Source organism: Paenibacillus sp. A3M_27_13, assembly GCF_024213315.1.
GTDB lineage: Bacteria > Bacillota > Bacilli > Paenibacillales > Paenibacillaceae > Paenibacillus > Paenibacillus polymyxa_B.
In genome coordinates this window covers 295,569-316,623 of record NZ_JANAVE010000002.1, presented here as the reverse complement: position 1 = coordinate 316,623, position 21,055 = coordinate 295,569, and the positions used below count along the sequence as shown (strand labels likewise).

At 47.9% G+C, this 21,055-nt stretch carries 20 protein-coding genes; 3 read left to right on the top strand and 17 right to left on the bottom strand.

The genetic code is table 11. The features are described from left to right. Positions 1–183: 183 nt before the first annotated feature. Complete coding sequence (gene cls, locus NLX82_RS07870; RefSeq protein WP_254347712.1) at positions 184–1,614, bottom strand: cardiolipin synthase; 1,431 nt, start codon at positions 1,612–1,614, stop codon at positions 184–186. Between the two features lie 146 nt (positions 1,615–1,760). Here cls and NLX82_RS07865 point away from each other — a divergent pair, with 146 nt between their 5' ends. Beyond that, positions 1,761–2,792, top strand: coding sequence for a M23 family metallopeptidase (locus NLX82_RS07865; protein ID WP_075153895.1), 1,032 nt, complete (start codon positions 1,761–1,763; stop codon positions 2,790–2,792). A 45-nt stretch (positions 2,793–2,837) separates the two neighbouring features. Next, the gene (locus NLX82_RS07860; RefSeq protein WP_254347711.1) at positions 2,838–3,299 is read left to right on the top strand and encodes a bactofilin family protein; all 462 of its coding nucleotides are present in this window, start codon (positions 2,838–2,840) and stop codon (positions 3,297–3,299) included. 39 nt (positions 3,300–3,338) lie between these two features. Here the strand turns inward: NLX82_RS07860 and NLX82_RS07855 are convergent, their stop codons facing one another. From NLX82_RS07855 to NLX82_RS07780, 16 genes are all read right to left on the bottom strand, one after another. Continuing rightward, positions 3,339–4,424 carry an AI-2E family transporter gene (locus tag NLX82_RS07855; RefSeq protein ID WP_023987447.1) on the bottom strand — a complete coding sequence of 362 codons (1,086 nt, stop codon included), beginning with the start codon at positions 4,422–4,424 and terminating at the stop codon, positions 3,339–3,341. 243 nt (positions 4,425–4,667) lie between these two features. After that, positions 4,668–5,450, bottom strand: a complete 783-nt coding sequence (locus NLX82_RS07850; RefSeq protein ID WP_023987446.1) for an ABC transporter permease — start codon at positions 5,448–5,450, stop codon at positions 4,668–4,670. Further along, positions 5,443–6,363 (bottom strand): ABC transporter ATP-binding protein, encoded by a 921-nt coding sequence (locus tag NLX82_RS07845; RefSeq protein WP_254347710.1) that lies wholly within the window; start codon positions 6,361–6,363, stop codon positions 5,443–5,445. Before NLX82_RS07845 ends, NLX82_RS07850 begins: the two co-directional genes overlap by 8 nt. Positions 6,364–6,472: 109 nt before the next feature. After that, entirely contained in the window at positions 6,473–6,964 is a 492-nt protein-coding gene (locus NLX82_RS07840) for a hypothetical protein (RefSeq protein ID WP_075153894.1), read from the bottom strand. Between the two features lie 131 nt (positions 6,965–7,095). Then, positions 7,096–8,073 (bottom strand): LCP family glycopolymer transferase, encoded by a 978-nt coding sequence (locus NLX82_RS07835; RefSeq protein WP_075153893.1) that lies wholly within the window; start codon positions 8,071–8,073, stop codon positions 7,096–7,098. 14 nt (positions 8,074–8,087) lie between these two features. Continuing rightward, complete coding sequence (locus NLX82_RS07830; RefSeq protein WP_075153892.1) at positions 8,088–9,428, bottom strand: UDP-glucose dehydrogenase family protein; 1,341 nt, start codon at positions 9,426–9,428, stop codon at positions 8,088–8,090. A gap of 51 nt (positions 9,429–9,479) precedes the next feature. Continuing rightward, positions 9,480–10,289, bottom strand: coding sequence for a WecB/TagA/CpsF family glycosyltransferase (locus NLX82_RS07825; protein ID WP_081365946.1), 810 nt, complete (start codon positions 10,287–10,289; stop codon positions 9,480–9,482). Then, positions 10,267–11,508: a glycosyltransferase family 4 protein gene (locus tag NLX82_RS07820; protein WP_075153891.1), complete on the bottom strand. Its 1,242-nt coding sequence runs from the start codon at positions 11,506–11,508 to the stop codon at positions 10,267–10,269. Before NLX82_RS07820 ends, NLX82_RS07825 begins: the two co-directional genes overlap by 23 nt. Then, a complete protein-coding gene (locus NLX82_RS07815; protein ID WP_254347709.1) occupies positions 11,505–12,737 on the bottom strand; it encodes a glycosyltransferase family 4 protein in 1,233 nt (410 codons plus the stop codon). Before NLX82_RS07815 ends, NLX82_RS07820 begins: the two co-directional genes overlap by 4 nt. A 741-nt stretch (positions 12,738–13,478) precedes the next feature. After that, on the bottom strand, positions 13,479–14,741 hold the full coding sequence (locus NLX82_RS07810) for a hypothetical protein (protein WP_068938666.1): 1,263 nt from the start codon (positions 14,739–14,741) through the stop codon (positions 13,479–13,481). After that, entirely contained in the window at positions 14,728–16,071 is a 1,344-nt protein-coding gene (locus tag NLX82_RS07805; protein WP_023987437.1) for a flippase, read from the bottom strand. Before NLX82_RS07805 ends, NLX82_RS07810 begins: the two co-directional genes overlap by 14 nt. 77 nt (positions 16,072–16,148) lie before the next feature. Next, positions 16,149–17,138 (bottom strand): GDP-mannose 4,6-dehydratase, encoded by a 990-nt coding sequence (gmd, locus tag NLX82_RS07800; RefSeq protein WP_023987436.1) that lies wholly within the window; start codon positions 17,136–17,138, stop codon positions 16,149–16,151. A 21-nt stretch (positions 17,139–17,159) separates the two neighbouring features. Beyond that, on the bottom strand, positions 17,160–18,098 hold the full coding sequence (gene fcl / locus NLX82_RS07795) for a GDP-L-fucose synthase (RefSeq protein WP_023987435.1): 939 nt from the start codon (positions 18,096–18,098) through the stop codon (positions 17,160–17,162). A 36-nt stretch (positions 18,099–18,134) separates the two neighbouring features. Beyond that, positions 18,135–18,833, bottom strand: coding sequence for a sugar transferase (locus tag NLX82_RS07790; RefSeq protein WP_028543104.1), 699 nt, complete (start codon positions 18,831–18,833; stop codon positions 18,135–18,137). Positions 18,834–18,918: 85 nt separating this feature from the next. Then, positions 18,919–19,605: a CpsD/CapB family tyrosine-protein kinase gene (locus NLX82_RS07785; RefSeq protein WP_023987433.1), complete on the bottom strand. Its 687-nt coding sequence runs from the start codon at positions 19,603–19,605 to the stop codon at positions 18,919–18,921. Beyond that, positions 19,586–20,335, bottom strand: coding sequence for a YveK family protein (locus NLX82_RS07780; RefSeq protein WP_023987432.1), 750 nt, complete (start codon positions 20,333–20,335; stop codon positions 19,586–19,588). The genes NLX82_RS07785 and NLX82_RS07780 overlap by 20 nt, the downstream gene beginning before the upstream one ends. Before the next feature lie 327 nt (positions 20,336–20,662). Here NLX82_RS07780 and NLX82_RS07775 point away from each other — a divergent pair, with 327 nt between their 5' ends. Beyond that, positions 20,663–21,031, top strand: a complete 369-nt coding sequence (locus NLX82_RS07775; RefSeq protein WP_023987431.1) for a helix-turn-helix domain-containing protein — start codon at positions 20,663–20,665, stop codon at positions 21,029–21,031. The last annotated feature ends 24 nt before the right edge of the window (positions 21,032–21,055 follow it).

Genomic DNA, 21,055 nt, shown 5'->3' with positions numbered 1-21,055 from the left:
CCGTTACAGTATGGTATATTGGACCGAAAAAGGGGCTGCTATCCGCAGTCCCCTCTCCTTTACCGCGCTTGTGTTATATGAATAGTATACCATAAAACTGTGATTTTGCGCAAAAAAGTTAGCAAAGAGCACATAAATCACAATAAAGCGGGATTATATCGATAAAAACGGCGAAAACCGCCTTTAAAGGAGTGGGGAGAGCATGCGAGTTAGAATTTCAGCTATTTTCTGAAATCGAGGCCGTCTGCGGAACACGTTTAAATCTATGCGTGAGGAGTTGGAAATGTCCTCTACAAAATCTTCCGAAAGCCGTTCCAGCGCTGAATTAGCAAAAACTATAGCGGTCAACTCAAAATTATAGAAAAAGCTGCGCATGTCCATATTGGCGGTCCCGACCGAGCCGAGTAAATCATCGACAATCACCACTTTGGCGTGAATAAATCCTTTTCGATATTGGTAGAACTCCACCCCTGCCTCCAGCAGTTCTTGCACATAGGATAAAGACGCCAGATGAACCAGCTTCGAATCGGATTGGTAGGGAATAATAATTTTCACATCTACACCACTGACTGCTGCCAGCTTGAGCGCCTCATAAATCCCCAGATCGGGAATAAAATACGGCGTCGTAATCCAAATCCGCTTTTTGGCAACTGTGAGCGCTCCAAAACACATTTCCTGAATCGTATCCCAAACCTGATCGGGACCGCTGCTCAAAATCTGTACTTCCTCATCCCCAGTGCAGGTATGTGGAGGAAATAAATTCACATCCATCAGCCTTTCCCCTGAGGCCAGCTTCCAGTCGCTAAGAAATGCATTTTGCAGAAAATAGACGCTATCTCCTTCAATCTGCAAATGCGTATCCCTCCAAAATCCCACTTTGGGGTATTTTCCGAGATAATCGTCGCCTACATTAATCCCCCCCACAAATCCGATCATGCCGTCCACTACCACGATTTTCCTGTGATTGCGATAGTTAATCCGGCGGTCCAACGTGGCGAAAAACGGAGGTAGAAAATAATGAAATTCCACTCCCGCCTCACTACAGGTACGAATAAAGGAATAGGGCAAATGGTAGCTTCCTACACCGTCCACAACGAATCGTACCTTTACTCCCTCACGTGCCTTGCGGATCATGACCTCTTGAAACTTTCTTCCGATTTCGTCGGCCCGAAATATGTAAAACTCCACATGGATATGATGTTGTGCATGTTCCATCGCTGTCAGCATAGCCTCGAAGGTTTCTTCACCGTTCGTCAGCACACGTGTGCGATTACATCCAGTCAACGGGTTTTCCGACATACGAATTAACTGGTTAAACAGACGCTCCTGATGCTTGAAATGAGGATTATGCATTTGCTCCACCTGTTCAATCACTTTGGATTGCGCCCACAGACGCTCGCGAAATTCACGAAACAGCTGCGATCCCCCTTTTCGAACCATTTTGCGCTTCTGATAATCCTGTGCAACAAAGTAGTACACGACAAAGCCAATGAGCGGGAAGCAAAACAAAATAAAAAGCCAGGCTACCGCTTTGGACGGCTTGCGAAATTCAAAGAGCAGGATCGTCCCGGTCTGAAAAATAAAAACAATTAAAACCAACAGCAACCACAGCATGTCTAAGCCTCCTTATATATCTCAGGATTTTGCAAAATCCTCATCTACGTTTTATACTAAGCTCCAATTTTTTTGACATGTTTGCCTCTTAAGCTGAATAGATAGTAACCAAGCACTATAGGAGCGATGTCCGGAAAGGAGCGATTATGAAAAAAGGAAGCCTAAATCGCCGGATGACCCTGCTTGTTATTCGGGATGCACAGCAACCGCCCAAGCAGCTACAATGCTCTACAGCCGCTGTCATTCTCGTCCCAACTCTTGTGATCGCGTCTATCTCTACACTCGTGATCGGGCTGCAAATCCGTTCTTCCCATATTATCTCCCAAATGGAAACGAATCTTGCTGTCCAGAGTTTGCAGATGGAGGTCACGGTAGCGGACAAGGATGCAGCCATTGGGCGACTACGGCAGGAAGTCATGGAGCTGACGAATCAAGCCACCAATATTCGTGAACGCCTCCAGCGTGTAACGGAGCTGGAACAGCAAATGCAGCAATTCATTCGAAAACACGGAAACTCATCTGCCACAAGTAACCATAAAAAGACCATGACGCCGCTCTCCTGGGATGCTTCCGGCCATATCGGGGGCGAGCTGATCGCAGTGCATGAAAATACTGCCCTCCTAACTCGCCAGGCAATGGATGATTTTCAGGAGATCGAATCTCTGTTGGACACGGTGGAACGTACGGTTCCCCGCTCTATTCAGCAAGCAAATGCCGTACAGCAGAATCTGGAGCGCAAACAAGCCGCACAGCTACTCCAGACTCGTAGGCTGGCTCTTGCCGAGCAAGGGAATCCCTCCATTTGGCCTGTAGGTTCACGGCGAATGACCTCCAGCTTCGGCTATCGCAGCGACCCTTTTACAGGCAGATCTGCCTTCCATTCAGGCGTGGACATTGCCGGACAAACCGGTGATCCTGTCTATGCAGCAGGAGCTGGCACCGTCTTGGAGGCTGCTTCTAGCGGAGCCCGCGGCAAGTGCATCATCATCCAGCATCCTGACGGACTCCAGAGCTGGTATATGCACCTGAGCGGCATGCAGGTGGCTCCGGGGGATCGTGTCCACAAAGGACAGACCATCGGTCTGCTGGGAAGTACCGGAAGGAGCACAGGACCTCATCTTCATTTTCAGATCGTCAAGCATAACCAACCTGTCGATCCATTACTGTATGTACAATGAGGATTTTTGAAAATATTCACAATAAAAGATTGGAGGAAAACCATCATGTTCAAGGAATCCAAAAAAAAGCTTTCCGCCCCAGCTATGGATACACTGCTCGCTAATGGCACCAGCTTTGAAGGTACAGTTGAGGCAGAGGCCAATATTCGGATTGACGGTCATTTTCAGGGCGATATCCGCAGCACTCGTACTGTCGTCATTGGAGAATCTGCTGTTGTACGTTCGGATATCATCGCACAAGACGTCATTCTTGCCGGTAAGGTGTTTGGCAGCATTACTACAGAAGGACGACTGACCATTACGCCGACAGGTGAACTGTACGGAAATACCGCGACCACTGCATTGGTCATTTCTGAAGGCGGTATACTGGACGGCACAATTCAAATGAACCGAACAAAGGATGTAGAGTTGTCAACTTCTACGAATGAGTCAAACGACGAAACCCAATCTAGTTTCAGCAAAAACAAGGAGGATAGCCAAGCCGCTCTGCAATCCGAAGCAGGATAAAGTCAGTATATACTCCTTTAAATCCAGTGCATTCTCCATTCATTCCATAATATCCTCCACTCTGCGTTCCAAAAATAATTGGTACACCTTGCGTATGACGATTTTTCCGCACATATACAATGGAATCACCAAAATGATACCCAGAATCCCGAGCAGGTCGCCACCAACTAACAGTAAAATAACGACAGTCAACGGATGAATATCCAGCTGCTTGCCAAAAACTATAGGTGACAGCCAATTATCCTGAATTTGCTGTGCAGCGATCACCACGACCAGGGACCAGAGTGCCATCGAAGGTGATTCGAGTAATCCAATAATAACCACAGGTATAGAAGCAGCCACTGCCCCCACATAGGGAATAAAATTAAGAAAAATCGAAATAACGGCAAGCAGCAAGGCATAAGGCAAGCCAATAATTAAAAATCCAAGAAACATCATCACACCCAACGCGACATTAATCAGCACCCGACTCACGATAAAGCTGCTGAGTGCACTATCGATATCTTCCATAACCTCCAATGCGTCCTTGTGATATTTTTTTGGAAAGAAGTTTAGCATCTTAGGGCCAAACTTGCTCCCTTCCTTCAGCATGTAATAGAGCAATATTGGAAAGGTAGCCAATACAATAAAAAAGTAGGACACGAACGATACCAGCTTTACCGAATAATCAGACAGTGTCGAAAAAGCTTCGTTCAACGTATCTGACAGTTGTGACAGCGGGTCTTCACCCGGAGGCAGCACTTGTCTCAAGGATTGATTATGCCGCCATTGGCTCAATTGATCAACCAGACTTTTAATGAGCTTCGGCGCATTTTCAAATAAATTGGTAACTTGATCACGCAGCGTAGGCCACACACCCCATGAGAAAACAAACAATAACACTCCAATGACCAAATAAATCAGCAAGATGGAGATAGATCGTTTGATTTTTCTCCGTTCCATTACATCTACAATCGGCCTCAATAAATAATAGAGGAAAAAAGATAGCATCAACGGTACAACCAGCAAGCTGACCAAAGATACGAGAGGACTGAATATAAAGCTTACTTTGGTGCCCAAGTAAATGATGAGTAATAGCATGACAATACCCGTAGTCAGACGAAAAAAACGATTATTTTGCAGCATATCATGCGGCCCCCCTCTATTCTGTTTCTCTCTACCTCTTTAAACGCAAAATGACCCTATTGATTGATTCTTGCTGAAAATAGATTACAATATACCCCTGCACGCAGAATGTGTAGTAAAAAATGACATAGATACAGCATAAAATAGTCTTAAATGAGGATTTTGTAAAATTCTGAAATAACAAAAGGACGTCCAAATGCTAGGCATTTGAACGTCCTTTGTGTTACTCTATGGCACTTCGATTTAGGTCGAAACATCACGTTTTACGAAAACCACCCAGGCAATGGCGATAAAAATCACATAATATGCGGCCAGCACGGTGAGCGAAAAGGTTAGACTGGAACTTACCGTACCCGGCGGCATATCTAAATATTTTTTCAGATCCATATGCGTAAATAGAACGTATTTGGTCCATTCAAAACGATCTGTGCTGAACAAGCCAATCGTGTTATAAACTGTTTTGGTGAACATCATGAACAGTGACAGCCCAATCGCCAAGGCACTGGAACGGAAAACAGCGGACAGCATAAAAGCAAAGGCCATCGTCACGAACAAGGCGATATAGCTATACAAAAAGTTCAGCGTTACATAAGATATCGGATCACTGAACAGTGGAACAGAACCCGCTGGTGCATCCTTGGACAACATCAGCCATGAGGACAGCGTAACCATCAAAATCAAAATGATCGTTCCGAGCAAACTGAACAAAATCACGGATATATACTTGGACAACAATATTTTGCTGCGAGTCCAAGGTCGGATGAGCAGCAGCTTAATCGTTCCCCAAGTAAATTCACCAGCCACCGAATCAGCGGCTACAATGACCGTAAACGTCGTATTGAGGAAAAATGTAAACAACGTCGTCAACGCAATCCCATCCCACACACTGACCTGATCGGAAACCAGGGAAATCAGCATCGGAATCACAGCAGTGATGACCGCCAGCAGCCCCAGCATAATCCATGTGCGCACACGCAGGTAAATTTTCAGATTTTCGTTATGTACCAGCTTGAAGAAATCACCCAATGACCCCGCCTCCCGTCACTTCCAAAAATTGATCTTCCAGCGTACGGGCAACCGGGCGAATCGCATATACTTTAATGCCATTTGCAGCCAGCAGGCTGTTCATCTCTGCAATCTGTTCCCGCTCCAGGTGAAGCAGCAGTTGATTACCTTCGACGCGCCCTGCTCCAGCAAGCGCATAAGCTTGTTCGGCATCATTTACCTCAAAAGCAATTTCCGCCTTCTGCACTTCCTCCCCTGTATTCTTCAGTTGCTTGATATCAACCAGCCGTCCGCTCTGAATAATAGCTACACGGTCGCACATCAGCTCCATCTCGGACAACAAATGGCTTGATACGAATACAGTAATTCCTTCCGTACGGGTCAATTGACGCAAATAATCCCGCAGTTCACGAATACCCTGCGGGTCCAAGCCATTGGTCGGCTCGTCCAGCACGAGCAGCTTCGGTCGATGCAAAATCGCCTGAGCTACCCCAAGTCGCTGCCGCATCCCGAGCGAATAGGTTTTTACTTTATCGTGAATCCGGTTTCCGAGTCCCACCAGACGAATCGCTTCATCCACGCGCTCTTGGGTCACCCCAGGAGACATTCGCGCAAAATGCTGCAAATTTTGATAACCTGTCAAAAACTTGTACATCTCTGGATTCTCAACAATCGCGCCGACATGGGCAACAGCCTTTTCAAAATCGGTATTGATGCTGTCTCCACAAATATGAATATCGCCCTTGCTGATCGAAATCAGGCCAACCATCATACGGATGGTGGTCGTTTTTCCCGCACCATTGGGTCCAAGGAAACCAAATACCTGCCCCGCCGGAACCTCCAGCGTCAGATCATCCACGATCGCTTTTGAGGAAATGATTTTACTCACACCCTCCATACGTATGACGGGAACCTGTCCTGTCGCTTGCTGCATGCTTTGAAACTCCTTCCATCCGGAGTGAAGCTGTGATCCATTTTACTGTACATTTCCGGTTTTGGAAGTATTGTACCATATTTAACCTTTTAGAAACACCACGCAACCTCTATTCCTTGTCCTTATATATCCAAAGCACCCGCCACTTCTCATCTTCCTGCGTCACATAACAAGGCTGTACGATATCAAAATTACCGAATCGGGTCTTGTAATGCTGAGTGACCGTAATACGGTAAACTTTCCCTAACTCTTCTCCATTCTGATCGGTACGAATGTCATATTCAGCCTGCGGCTCCCCCAGTTCAAACGTGAACGTATCCGTCCCCATATCCTGCATAAAAACGTGCGCACGCTGCTGTACATACGTGGACTTCTCGAATTTCTTTTTCATTTGCAAATGAAAAAGCTCCCATGAGCCTCCGAAATTTCCCGATTGCTCCATAGTGTAGAACTCGTTCAGTGCTTCTACCGCTTGATCGCCCTCGCCTGTATACATCACCCCATGCAGACCCAGCCACAGCAGCCATAACAATCCACATATAATGGCAAAATATAATAGCTTACGGACGAACGCCGAAGCCGCTCTCCTTCTAAACAGCACACATTGCCCCTCCCTCTGTTGGACTATACCGAATTCTCTACAGATGTATGTGGGACAAGCCTTTTTTAGAAGACTTTATAAGAAAATAACGGGTGACCTCCCAATAGGGCACCCGTCTACATAAGGCTTACCTAAGGCGATATGGCCTCGGTAAGCATGTGCTTCTCCAGCACTCCATGGATACGCTGGCGTTCCTGCTCATCCACAATGTAATAATACACGCCGTTGATTTTACGCCCATGTCCCTTCAGCTCAACGGTATCCATCTGCTTGAGGGACGGACCGATCCGGGTCAGGAAGGTGGTCATATCGTCAAAGGTAATGTCTGTGCGAATCTGCTCCCCCGCTGCCTCCAGTATCGGTTTTACCCTCAACAGCCCTTCCTTGCTGATGGACTGGGCAAGAATTTGCTTGAGTAGCTCCCGCTGGCGAGCATTTCTTCCGAGATCCCCACGTGGATCATCAAAACGCATACGGGCGTAGGCCAACGCCTCAGCCCCGTTCAAGTTCAAATTACCCTGCGCAAAATGATGGCCCTCATATTGAAAATCAAGTGGGTTATGAACCTCGACTCCCCCCACAAGGTCCACCATTTTCGCAAACCCTTCCATGTTCATCTGTACATAGTAATCTATCGGATGGTTCAAAAAATGCTCTACCGTACGGATCGACATATCCACGCCCCCAAAAGCAAAAGCGTGATTGATTTTGTCCTCACGCCCCCTGCCGATCAGCTCTGTTCGCGTATCACGTGGGATGTTGAACATCAACATAGAGCCTTCGGCAGGGTTAACAGACAAGACGATCATCGTATCCGATCGTCCTGGATCGTGAGGCCGCCGATCTACGCCCAGTACCAGCACGGTGAACGGCTTGAACTGGGAGATGGCTGCCGGATTGGGTGTACTTGATCCAGAGTCTGTATCTACGGATCGCCCTGCTCCGCCCGTTGCAAGGGTAGAAACCGCCCCAGGCTGCACGATGCTGCGCGGATGATACATCGCATTCGCCGCTGTTTTAAAGGAATGATACACATAAGCGGTGTAGGCAGTAGCCCCTACGACCAATAACGCCGCAGCCCCCAATGTCATCTTCAGCCATCGTTTCATATGCAGCCTCCCCTTTACGGATTTACTACAGACTGATAACGATCTACATCCAGATTGTTCATCTGTGGCCTACCGACAGAATAGTATGCAAAGGCGGATTGTCTGATCTGCTCCTCGCTGTACACATTGCGTCCGTCAATCATAATAGGATACTTCATAAGCTCATTCAGCTCACCCAGCCCGATATCACCAAACTCCTCCCATTCCGTCAATAGACACAGTGCGTCGCATCCCTCTGCTGCTTCCCGTGCGCTTTCTGCCCACGTTACTTCCGAGCTGTCCAGCAGTCTGCGGAAGTTAGCGGTAGCGATCGGGTCATATGCACGAATTTGCGCCCCTGCTTCCAGCAGCGAATGCATAATATCCAGCGCCGGGGCATCTCTTACGTCATCTGTATTCGGTTTAAAGGCCAGCCCCCATATGCCAATCGTGGCTCCTTCCAGATCACCCAGCGCCTCTTTTAGCTTACGAATCACGTTAAAACGTTGCCCCTGATTCACTTCCACCACAGATTTCAGCAGCTTGAATTCATAGTCCACGTTGCCAGCAATTTGGATCAGAGCTTGTGTATCCTTGGGAAAACAGGAACCCCCATAGCCGATACCAGCAGACAAAAAGGAGGAACCGATCCGCTGATCCAGCCCCATACCGTGTGCCACGCGTGTAACGTCTGCGCCCACCTTTTCACAAATATTTGCAATCTCATTAATAAACGAAATTTTGGTCGCCAAAAAAGCATTCGACGCGTACTTGATCATCTCCGCCGAACGGATATCCGTGGTTACGATATTTGTCGTCAACGGTTCGTGCAGTGTAGTCAGCACAGTGGACACATGCGGATCGGAAGCTCCGATGATGATTCGATCTGGCTGTAGGGTGTCTATGACTGCTGAACCTTCGCGTAAAAATTCAGGAACCGAAGCCACACCAAAAGGATAGTTTGTGCGGCTCGCAATCCAATTTTGAATACGTTCGTTCGTTCCGACAGGCACCGTGCTTTTGGTGACAATTATTTTGTAGCCATTCATGGCGTCTGCCACCTCGCAGGCGGCTTCTTCAATATAGGACAGGTTCGCTTCTCCGCCTGGCAGCGAAGGCGTACCGACCGCCAAAATAACAATTTCGGCTGCCTTCACCGAAGCAGCCGTATCTGTTGTAAAGCTTAGTCGACCTTGTTCTACATTATCTTTAATTAGAGCCTTTAATCCCGGTTCATAAATCGGCACCCCACCTGCACGCAGCTGATGAATTTTGTCCTCATTCTGATCTACACAGACGACGGTATTCCCGAGTGCGGCAAAGCAGACCCCCGACACCAGCCCGACATACCCTGCACCAATTACACATAGCTTCAAAGCAACTCCCCCTTTTACATGCTGTCTCATTGCATCCTGCTTTTACCGACTTCACTTCTCTATATCTCTTCCTGCAAGCCGATTATGATAAAGCGTAAGCCGTTTGTTTTGCCGATAAGATTTTAGAAAACGGTATACATACATCGGATTGTTATAGGCATACCTCTTCCATAATCGCTTCGGTTCGCAGATCAGACGATACAGCCACTCCAGCCCCAGCTTTTGTATCGCTAGTGGCGGTCTACGAACCTTTCCAGTGATATAGTCAAAGGCCGCCCCTACTCCAATCATCACGCCATGAATGCGGTCTTTGTTTCGATGCATCCATATTTCCTGCTTCGGGCAGCCTAAGCTGACGAATATGATATGCGCGCCGGACGCATTGATTTCATCAATGATCCGCTCCTCCTCATCTGGGTGAAGCTCACGAAATGGTGGTGAAAAGCTGCCCGCGATGCGGATTCCGGGGTAATCCTGTTCTACTCTTTCTTTTAAGCTATCCAGCGTATCCGGCGTACTGCCGTAAAAATATATACTCACCTTCGTCTGTGGCGCACGTTCGCACAACTTGAGCATCAGACTGGGACCATCTACCCGATCCTGACGCTCAAATCCGTACAGCTTAAGCGCCCATACCAACGGCATACCATCCGGAGTACACAAATCGGCTTGAGTGAGCGCTTTGTGGAACTCGGAATGATTCCCGGCTGTGACAATGGAATGTGTGTTGCAAATACATACATAGCCGTCCTTTCGTTCGACTGCCCATTGTTCCAGCATGTGTACCGTCTCCTGAAACGTAAGTGCTGCAATATCTGCATCCGCAATCCTTCCGACTCTATATTGGGGCAGCTGTTTCATAATCACGCTCCTCCATCGCCTCGCTATATATCGCCATCAGCTGCTTTACATTCACTTCTTCCGTATAGCGTGCAGCATAATTTTCCGACACCTTCTGTCTCATAGCTGCATAGTTTTCATAGGCTACTGCACAGCGAATCACAGTCTTTATATTTTCCAAATCATCATGTTGAAAATGGAAACCCGTCACCCCGTCCTCCACGACTTCCTCCAGTGCGCCGAGCCGGCTGCATAATACCGGGGTTCCAACAGAAAAAGACTCTACAATGGTCATGGGAAATCCTTCATACCAAATGGAAGGCACCATGACATACATGGCTCGGCTCATGCAATCCAGTACCGTGTCTCCATCCTGCTTACCGAGAAACCGAACATCTTCCTGCGGATAAGCAGCGGCCAATTCAGCCTTTTCCGGACCATCCCCAATGATGACCAGTCTAAATCCCCCCCGATCTTCCAACTGCGACCAGGCTTGCAGCAGATTGCGAACCCCTTTTTCAGCAGAAATCCGCCCCACGAACAACAAATAACGATCATTCGGGTCATACTGGGTTTTCACTTTTTTATGATGGATAAAATTCGGCTTTACCGCGATACGATCCAGCGGAATACCGCTTTCGGCAAATTTGTCCCGTGCAAACTCCGTCAGCGCAATATAGCGACTTACCTTGTGCTGCCATGTGCCGATCAGATCGTTGAACTTAATCATCGCCGCCACCGGAATCGTCTGAAGCTGTGAACCTCGATAGCATCCATGACGGATGGAGTGCAGCAGCGTGCCGTGAAGGCATTTTTCACAAACCTTATTCCCTCGCATAAAGGTTGCCGCCGGACAAATCAGCCTGTAATTATGCAGTGTCTGGACAACCGGAATCCCCAGCCGTTCACAAGCATGATAGACCGAAGGAGATATAACTGGGAAAAAATTATGCACATGCACCACATCCGGCTTCACCTGTAAAAGCAGCTTCTTAATTCTTTTGAATTCCGGCAGGGACCATGCCGCCTCTACTGCCAGCTTTGCCATGTTCGCTAGCCCTCTGCTTTGAATGCTGTCGTTGTGCACATAGTAATGCTCTGTCTCTATTCCTCTGGAACGCAGCATAGCCGATTCTTGCTCGACAACCTTGTCTTCTCCCCCGCTTTGCTGATAAAAGTTATGGATGATCAGCACCTTGCTTACAGGAGGGTTCATCTGTCTGCTGACCTGTTGGCTCACGTGGCTGCCCCTCTTTCCTGCGTTGATTGCAGAACGTGGTTAGAATTCCCGGGCTTGATCCCTTGATGGCTTACTATTTCATCTGCGATGCGATCCCACGACATACGCTCGACCGTAAGGAAGGCCTTCTCCGCCATACTTCGTCTCAGCTCAGCATTATCCAGCAAAGCGCCTATTCGACCAGACCATTCCTCTTCTGAAAAGCTTCTCAGCATGACTCCGCTCACTCCGTCCTCAATCAAGGTAACCGAGCCCCCGTTTACCGAAGAGATAATCGGAACGCGAAACAGCATGCTTTCCAGCAGCACCATACCAAAAATATCGTATTGGGTTGGAAACAGCATCACATCCGCCGCTCCATAAACCTGCCACAGATGACGTTGCTCCACTCTTGAAAAATGTATAATACTGTCCGTTATTCCCAGTTCATGAGCATATGTCCAATAGCGGTCTGTGTCCGTCTTCCGTCCATTCCCGACCATTAACAAAAGGCAGCTAGGATGCTTTTGGAGTACCCTTTTGAACGTACTCAGCATAAAACGTATATTTCTCCGTTCCTCCAGTACACCAACATACAGTAGCACCGGACGATCTCCGATTCGACGCAGCTCATTCGCGACCTCACGGTTTTCCTCACGTTCTCCGCTTATGTCTTCACTGTTGTTACTGGTGTCACTGTTGAATGCTCTCTCTACTTTACTGCGATCCAGTCCGACTCCAATCGTAACCACGTTGTCAAAACCTTTATTCTCCAGATAGCGCTTGGCGAGATCGGATTTGACATAGGTACGGCTTAGAGATTTTGCTACCTTCGGCAGCAGCATAATATCGTACAGTTTGCGGATCAGCGCGTGCGTGTTATCCCGGTATGGGCCGTGATACAATGCCAGCTTATCAGGACATTTGCGAGAAAGCAGATAGGTCATGATCTGGTTGTATTCTGTAGTAATGACCAGACCATAAGCATCCAGAAAAGAATCTTTGAGAACATCTCTGTAGATGCTGTTGCTTAAGAACTTAAACCCATGGAGCCAGATAATACGCAGGGTGCATCCTTCGTGACGGTAGACCTGTTCCAGATGGGTTTCTTTACGATCGTTGTAGTAAACAATATCGCAATCATAGCCTTTTCGAACGAGTGCTTTGCCCAAACCGACTTCCTGTAAATTGTATGAGTCCCCGTTCACCTTGCTAGCAAAATTGCGGAGATACAATATTTTTTGAATCATCATCAGGGCTCCTGCCATTTCATATTGGGTGAGTTATGGAGCACGGAGGGTTCAGAGAACGCTGCGCGTTCCATTTGATCTTCCGATCGCTGTTGCAGTGGGATTCCTGGATATATAAAACATTCCGAGGTAAGAATCCCACTGCAAAGGCGAACGCTAGCGCTTCTTCAGATTCAAATGGACCGCTCCGCTGCTGACCGCCGTTTCCATAAAGTCACCCCATTTAAAAAAGGGAATGCTGGGCATGAAGTGCCTTCGCTGCGCGGATATACGCGAGCGAATGCATGCAGCCGTTGACTACGCTAACTTGTATACCGGTCACATAGCGATAAACGATTGAACAGCATAGAGCTACTACCGCAGGGCTGACCACGAGACCTTAGCTAGGCTTGATTGTTGCCTGCTAAAAGATTGATATCCACTGAACGCTGTCACTTTGACAGAGAACTGTGCTGAGTGTGCCCTATACGGGCATGCATGCCCGGCGTTCGCGGCGATAAGGCGAAGCTATCGCCAGGCGGCTCTTACCTTCCCCACCTTATGGGCTGGGGGAAATTCTTTTTGGCGGCGGTGGGTAGCGGAGGGTAAGGGTTTGAATCTGAAGAAGCGAAGCGGTCGCCTTTGACGAGGGATTCCGCCCTCTGTAGGGCTTTATTCAAACAAAGGAATCCCACGTCAACAGCGATCGGAAGATCAAATCCGTCCCGAAGCGGCCTTCCATCCACAATAGTTGCTCCAGGATCAAACCCGCCCCGAAGCGGCCTCTCCCCTCCAACTTGAATGCTCACGCTGCCTTTCCTCCATCATCTGCATATTAAAATGGTCTGCCCCTTTGAGCTGGGCAGCTGCCATATCCGCCACTAGAGTCACACTCGATTCCATCGGCACAAAGCGGTATTTGTAGGCTGTAAGCCGATGATCCGTTTCGTGAAATAAAATATCCTGAGCGTAATTCCCCCATCGGTCCTTGGGCATCAAATCAATGGTCATGCCAGCATGCGCAGAGGGCAGCAGCATATTAGAGCCGTGGATGCCGATCACTAATCGGCTGGCTGCGTATACCTCGCAGACCCGCAGCTCACTTTCCCGGTCAAAGCGTGTGACACGCTCATCAGAAATCCATGCCGGGAAGCTCCCGGTACGCCCAAGTCCAGCGACTGTAAAACGATGATCTGGGAAGCTTTCTCTCAGCCTGCGGAACAGTCGTATGATTTTACTGCGCTGATGATAAATTAGCGGTTTTAGCCCACGTTTGAGCTGCGGAAATTTCTGTACCGCTCTTGCGATATGATGGCTGCCGCTCCACAAGCGATCTTCCCTCCATACGAAGGTAATGCGCGGCTCCGACTCACGCCTCTCGTCATAGCGGGAGACACCTGTAAACTGCTCAATATCAAACTGATTGGGATGTGAATATGCCGGGCTGACATACACCTCATCAAAACGCATCAGTTCCTCAATCATCCGATGATGTAGCACAGGATAAAAGTTTCGTGCCCTGCTGAACGGCACATCAACCGTCCAAATTTCAGACACATATGCTGGCACCATCCATTCCAGCGACTTTTGCACAATGACGATGATGCCCAGGTCCGGCGATTGCTCGTATTCGCGTTGCACATTGAGCAGCTTGAGCAAAGCATGGCCATACAAATAATCCATTGTGTTGATGATAATCACACGTGTAGAAGCTTTCATTTTATGCACAGTCATGCCGACTGCTAAGTCATAGGAAGGATTCATCAACGATTGCCGCAAAGGCTCTCCGAGCCATTTTCTCGACTTCGCATCACCTGTCAGAATATAGTCAGGCATTTCTACACGATAAGGTGAATACGTGGCATGACCGACCCTCATGTCCTCGAGATATTCGCGTCCGCACCCCCCACACACAGTGCTGACACATACATGGATTCCCTGCCACAGCACCTCTCCACCACGTACCTTACCTCCACAATGCGGGCACTGTTCCTCATGCCGAACAAACGGTTTAATGGGTATCATGATTGTTCTCTCCAACTTTCGGTACTGTAATATGAACACGCCAGAAGGTCAGGATGGACTTCATCATCCAACCCAAATTAGATTTAACTTCCTTAAATAGCAAATCTAATAGAAATACAGATATCGTAAAGGACAAGATCGTCGCCACTAACGACCCTCGGACACCAAGCAACGGGATTAGCGCGTAATTGAAAGCGATATTCGTAACCGCACCCACCACCGAGGTCAGCAGCGTGTATCTGAACAAATTTTCATTGGTAATAAACAAGCTTTTAGCAACACTGAAGTTGGTGAAAAACAGACGAATCGCAAACAGAGACAACAGCGAACCTGCTTCGGTAAATTCTTTCCCATACAGCACAACCACTACCCATTGGGATAGAAAAAATAAAGGTACCGAGGTCACAAGAAAGCATATAAACATCAGGCGATACACCGTAGACAATGTCTGTCTGTATTCGTCGCTTCCTTTCTGCTTGGAGCGGGTTACTACTGGAGCATAGGCCGTTGTCAGAACAACCGGAATGAAGCCCAGCACTTCGATGAGTCGGAGTGCAACGGAGTATTGCCCAACCGCAGCGTTCCCCAGCAGTTCACCGATAATGACTTGATCGATCCGTGCCTGTACATATACAGCGGAGGATGACAGTATAAGCGGCCAGCTGTGATTCATAATTCGCCGAGCTGTGGCTAAGCGGAACGTCCATCGCTTCACACGTCGTCCTTCCTTACGGAAGAAATACAGCAGCAGCAGGCTCCCCAATAGAAACTCTCCATGAGCACACAACGCCACCACCCATATCGGAACACCGGACAACAACAGAATGATTTTGATGGTTGAGCCGAGAACAAAGGCGGTATTCTTGGCAACGACCGTGTATTTGGACAGCATCTGCGCACGAAACCAGTAGTCGATGATATCAAACAATTGAAATACCGAGGCCGTAGCCAAGATCAGATTGATCAACCGCACCGAACTGTCTTCCGGTCTGAGCAGTGAAATGAAAGAATAGGACAGTACAATGGCTATCAGAGTACCTACCAATTTCAGCAGAACCGCCGTACCCAATAGCTCATGCTCATCCTTGGGGTCTTTGACAAGATCGCGTACTAATATAGAATCAAAGCCAAGGGTCGTGAAAATCAGAAACATCCCGAAAAAGGATTCCGCATAATTCCACTTTCCCAGTTCCTCTGGTCCCAACACTCTCGCCATGATGATGCTGACTGCCAGGCCGAACACCATGCGAATCATTTTGTCACCGAACAGCCATGATGTATTCACCAGCAAACTTCTGCGCGGTTTGGCGCGTTTTTCGACTAATGTCATAGGTTTTACTCCATCTTGAAAAATGACCTTGCGTACAGCGAAGAGACCCCCGCCCAGGCGGATGGCCTCTCCATCTCTTACACGACGACAGAAGCTTCAACTGCAGCCTGCCTTTTTACCCGCTCCAAGTCTGTATCCACCATCATATGAATGAGCTGCTCGAAGCCTACTTCCAATCGCCAGCCCAGCTTTTCTTTCGCCTTGGCACAATCGCCGAGCAATAGATCTACCTCTGCCGGACGGACAAACTGAGGATCGATCACGACGTAATCCTCGTAATTTAGGCCTACATGGGAAAAGGCAATTTGCAGCAGTTCACGCACAGAATGCATTTCTCCCGTGGAAATGACGTAATCATCCGGTTGATCCTGCTGAAGCATCAGCCACATCGCCTTTACATAATCCCCTGCAAAACCCCAGTCTCGCAGTGAATCCAAATTTCCCATGCGCAGCTCCTGCTGCAACCCCAGCTTGATACGAGCTACCGCATCCGACACCTTACGCGTTACAAATTCCAGTCCTCGGCGTGGGGATTCGTGATTGAACAGAATGCCAGAGCAAGCAAACATATTAAAGCTTTCGCGATAGTTCACTGTAATCCAATGGCCGTACACTTTGGCGACACCATAGGGACTACGTGGGTAAAACGGAGTCGTTTCTGTCTGCGGTGTCTCCAGCACCTTACCGAACATCTCGCTGCTTGACGCCTGATAAAAGCGCGCTTCCGGTTTGGCAATTCGAACCGCCTCCAGCATATTGGTGACAGACAGCGCTGTAATCTGACCTGTAGCCAACGGCTGCGGCCATGAGGCCGCTACGAAGGATTGAGCAGCCAAGTTGTAGACCTCATCCGGGTCGGACTGACGGACGGCTTCGATCAATGAAGCCAGATCAGTCATATCACCGGAAAGCCAGTGGATGTCATTCTGGATATGCGCTACATTTTCAAAGTTCGGTGTGCTGGTTCGTCTGCGCACCCCGTACACCTCATAATCCTTGGACAGCAGCAACTCAGCCAGATAGGACCCGTCTTGTCCGGTAATCCCTGTGATCAGCGCTTTTTTCATTCCCATTCCCCCACCGTTTTTTTATTGTTCAACCAGATCCAGACCTTGAAATGCCTGATACACAGACTTTAATCCCTCTTCTAGTGAAATACGCGCCGACCAACCCAGCTCGGAAATTCGGGATACATCTACCAACTTACGCGGCGTTCCATCAGGAGCGGAGGTGTTAAAGGTAATTTCTCCCTCATAGTCGACTACATTCTTCACTCGTTCAGCCAGCTCACGAATAGAGATATCCTCACCTACGCCGATATTTACAATTTCATTTCCCTCATAATTGTTCATCAGGAACAGACAGGCTTCAGCCAAATCATCAGAATGAAGAAATTCTCGCCGCGGCGTACCTGAGCCCCATACTTCGACAGTCGGGGATTGATTCAGCTTGGCTTCATGAAACTTGCGGATGAGCGCAGGCAGCACATGAGAGGTCTGGAGATCAAAGTTGTCGCCCGGACCGTATAAATTCGTCGGCATCACAGAAATAAACCGGGTTCCATACTGACGGTTGTAAGACTGACACATTTTAATCCCGGCAATTTTAGCAATTGCATAGGCCTCATTAGTAGGCTCCAGTTCACCTGTAAGCAGATATTCTTCCCGCAACGGCTGCGGAGCAAATTTAGGATAGATACAAGTAGAGCCGAGGAATAACAGCTTGCCTACATTCGCCCGGTATGCCGCATCAATCACATTCGTTTGTATAAGCAGATTGTCACGGATAAAATCAGCCGGATATTCGTTATTCGCCAAAATCCCACCAACCTTGGCCGCTGCCAGAAATACATAATCCACAGGCTCTGTTTCAAAAAAATGATCTACTGCCTCTTTATTGCGTAGATCCAGCTCACGGCTTGTGCGAGTAATAATATGACGGTAACCCGCATCCTGAAGCGCTCGGACAATAGCGGAACCCACCAGTCCGTTATGCCCTGCTACATATATGTTGGAATGAAGATCCATACTTATCCCCTACCTTCTTCGTGAAAATGAAAGACTTTAATACGCATCCTTGGAGCCTAGCAGCACACGAAATGTTTTCAGCATAATGATCATATCTGTGCGGAAACTGCGTCTGGATATGTACTCCAAATCCAGTTCTACCATCTGGTTAAAGCTTAGATGATTACGACCGCTGATCTGCCATAGACCAGTGCAGCCCGGTGTAACCGTCAGACGCAGCTTATCCCTCACTGTGTAATCATGGACTTCTCTTGGCAATGGGGGTCTGGGTCCTACCAGACTCATCTGCCCACGTAGTACATTGAACAGTTGTGGCAGCTCGTCGATGCTCGTTCTGCGAAGAAAGCGACCCACACGGGTAATTCGGGGATCGTCCCGCATTTTGAACATCGCACCCTCAATTTCATTTTCCACCAGCAGTGCAGACAATCTGGCTTCGGCATCAGACACCATAGAACGAAATTTGATCATGCGAAACGGCCGCTCGTTTTTTCCAATACGTACTTGATAAAATATTGCACTTCCTTTTGGGTCCTCCAGCTTAATCAGCAAAACGACAAGCAGAAATACCGGGCATAGCACGATGATTCCAATGAAAGACAATATAATATCCATGCTTCGCTTCACGAACGGGTATACGTTCCATCCTTGCCGCCGTTCAAGCCCATGAGCAACCGAATAAACATCCACTGACGCGCCCAGCACTTCGGCCTCGTTCGAGCGGGAAGAAGACACGTCTCATCACCTCGCTCCTTATTGATAAGTATTATTTATACATTGTTAAAAGAATTTTATATACTATCATTTTCCTCCTTTTTATTCATGTCAGATTGCGTTCCTCCATCCCCCGCTCGGCGCGGGTATTCGAACGCTTCACATTATTAAGTACTACACCCAGAATGCGCGCCTTTACTCTTTCCAAATTCGCTTTTGCTTTCTTGACGATATCCTTTTTGACCTTCCCTGCCTGCACCACCAGAATGACTCCGTCACACATAGCGCTTATAATTAAGCCATCCGGAAAGGACAGCAACGGCGGCGTATCCATTAAGATCACGTCATAATGTTCTTTTAGGTCAACCAGCAGAGCATTCATTCTGCGGGAACTGAGCATCTCGGACGGATTGGGCGGGTTCGGTCCGGCTGTAATTGCATGCAGATGGTCAATCCCGGTTTCCTGAACCACATCCTGCCATGCCTGTTGATTGGCAAGCACCCGTGTCAGCCCCGTGTGATTACGCAAACCAAACATATGGTGCAAAGAGGAACGACGCAGATCCATATCCATAATCAGCACCTTTTTCCCCTCTTGCGCATAGGTTACAGCCAAATTGCTAATCGTGACCGTTCTACCTTCACCCGCCTGAGCGGACGCCACCATCATAACCTCAATCGGCTCGTCTATAGAAGAAAACTGGATGTTAGTACGAAGCATGCGGTACTCCTCCGAAACGGAAGACTGAGCATGTAGGGATGTAACGAGCTGATTATTGATTAATCGCGGCATATTGCCCTTCACCTACCTGTTTAGGAGTTGTAGTGGAGCTGTCGGAGCGTTTATCTTCTTTTTTCATTTTCGTAATCAGGGATAGGGTAGGCAGACCGAGTTCTTTTTCAATATCCTCTTCATTCTTAAATGTATCATCCAGTACCTCCAGCAAAAACGCCAAGCCTATTCCCAACAATAAAGAGGTGGCAAAAGCAATAAATATCTGTATAGCGGGATTACTGTTCACGGGAACTGCTGGATCATTCAGACTGGCTTCGCTTAGGATGGTGACATTGTCCATTTTCATGATAGAGGGGATTTGCCGTTTGAATACTTTGGCTACCGCATTGACGGTTTTCACAGCCTTCGTATACGATAAATCGCGGATTGTTACATCCATGACCTGTGAATCACCTGCGGTGTTCACTCTTAATTTTGACGCCAAAGCTGACGGAGTGACCTTAAGGTCGGGGAAGCTGGCGACCACCTGATCCATAATCGCCGAGGAGATCATAATTTGCTTATAGGAGTTCGTTAAGGCTATATTCGTTTGAACTACACTGTAATCAACGACACCTGCACGATCCGGTCGTGGCGTCTGGTTGATAATGAGCTTTGCGGTAGCTTCGTAAATCTGCGGGGTAAAATATACATTTTTTATGCCCACTACAGTACATACCAGCAATACGATGCTACCAATCAACCACATTCTTTTACGGATCAAACGGATGTACTCTTTCAACTGCACAAGACCAGTCCTCCCTGATTGACTTGTTTTCGATGCAATAACGCTTGTACTGATCCTCTGCATAACGGGGAAAAGAACGATGCATGACCCTCTAATCTATAGTAAAATGTTGTATAATAGCGCATAGAAGGTCCAGCCAGCGAATAAGCACAAAATGCTCAATCATCGGTGGCCTCTTAGGGTATATAAACGAAGACATAAGTGAAAACTATGAAATAAAGATACGTTATGTAACTTACATAACTAATTTATGATACAAAACGTATCTTGTCAAGCGTAAAATTGCTTTTTTACCTTTCTTAACCTTGCCTTCAGGAGGAAAAACAGATGAATTATGGCACCCGCATCGCTGAATTACGAGAACATAAGGGATTAAAACAAGAGGAGCTAGCGCAATCCCTCGGAATTACGCGGGCAGCTCTTTCTCACTATGAAAAAAATAGGCGCAAGCCAGATTTTGAGATCCTGACCAAGCTCGCTGATATTTTTGGGGTAACGATTGACTACTTGGTGGGACGTACGAGCCATCCGGCGGCAATATTGGATTCAGATGTGAGGGAATTTGTGGACCAGCTTGAACTGTCCGACGAGGATATTCTGCGACGTTTCAACCTGACCATTGACGGACGCACCTTGTCTGAGGAAGAAGCCAAACGTTTTATTGCATTTGTCCGAATGGAACGAATGATGGAATAAAGAACGCGGCCGACTGCCTTACGT

What these genes read in the sequence shown, in the direction of transcription:
- NLX82_RS07810 (WP_068938666.1), bottom strand. Translation starts at nt 14,741, where the DNA reads ATGATACCCATTAAACCGTTTGTTCGGCATGAGGAACAGTGCCCGCAT.
- fcl (WP_023987435.1), bottom strand. Translation starts at nt 18,098, where the DNA reads ATGGATCTTCATTCCAACATATATGTAGCAGGGCATAACGGACTGGTG.
- NLX82_RS07825 (WP_081365946.1), bottom strand. Translation starts at nt 10,289, where the DNA reads ATGAAACAGCTGCCCCAATATAGAGTCGGAAGGATTGCGGATGCAGAT.
- NLX82_RS07855 (WP_023987447.1), bottom strand. Translation starts at nt 4,424, where the DNA reads ATGCTGCAAAATAATCGTTTTTTTCGTCTGACTACGGGTATTGTCATG.
- gmd (WP_023987436.1), bottom strand. Translation starts at nt 17,138, where the DNA reads ATGAAAAAAGCGCTGATCACAGGGATTACCGGACAAGACGGGTCCTAT.
- NLX82_RS07785 (WP_023987433.1), bottom strand. Translation starts at nt 19,605, where the DNA reads ATGCCGCGATTAATCAATAATCAGCTCGTTACATCCCTACATGCTCAG.
- cls (WP_254347712.1), bottom strand. Translation starts at nt 1,614, where the DNA reads ATGCTGTGGTTGCTGTTGGTTTTAATTGTTTTTATTTTTCAGACCGGG.
- NLX82_RS07775 (WP_023987431.1), top strand. Translation starts at nt 20,663, where the DNA reads ATGAATTATGGCACCCGCATCGCTGAATTACGAGAACATAAGGGATTA.
- NLX82_RS07865 (WP_075153895.1), top strand. Translation starts at nt 1,761, where the DNA reads ATGAAAAAAGGAAGCCTAAATCGCCGGATGACCCTGCTTGTTATTCGG.
- NLX82_RS07860 (WP_254347711.1), top strand. Translation starts at nt 2,838, where the DNA reads ATGTTCAAGGAATCCAAAAAAAAGCTTTCCGCCCCAGCTATGGATACA.
- NLX82_RS07845 (WP_254347710.1), bottom strand. Translation starts at nt 6,363, where the DNA reads ATGCAGCAAGCGACAGGACAGGTTCCCGTCATACGTATGGAGGGTGTG.
- NLX82_RS07835 (WP_075153893.1), bottom strand. Translation starts at nt 8,073, where the DNA reads ATGAAACGATGGCTGAAGATGACATTGGGGGCTGCGGCGTTATTGGTC.
- NLX82_RS07815 (WP_254347709.1), bottom strand. Translation starts at nt 12,737, where the DNA reads ATGATTCAAAAAATATTGTATCTCCGCAATTTTGCTAGCAAGGTGAAC.
- NLX82_RS07805 (WP_023987437.1), bottom strand. Translation starts at nt 16,071, where the DNA reads ATGACATTAGTCGAAAAACGCGCCAAACCGCGCAGAAGTTTGCTGGTG.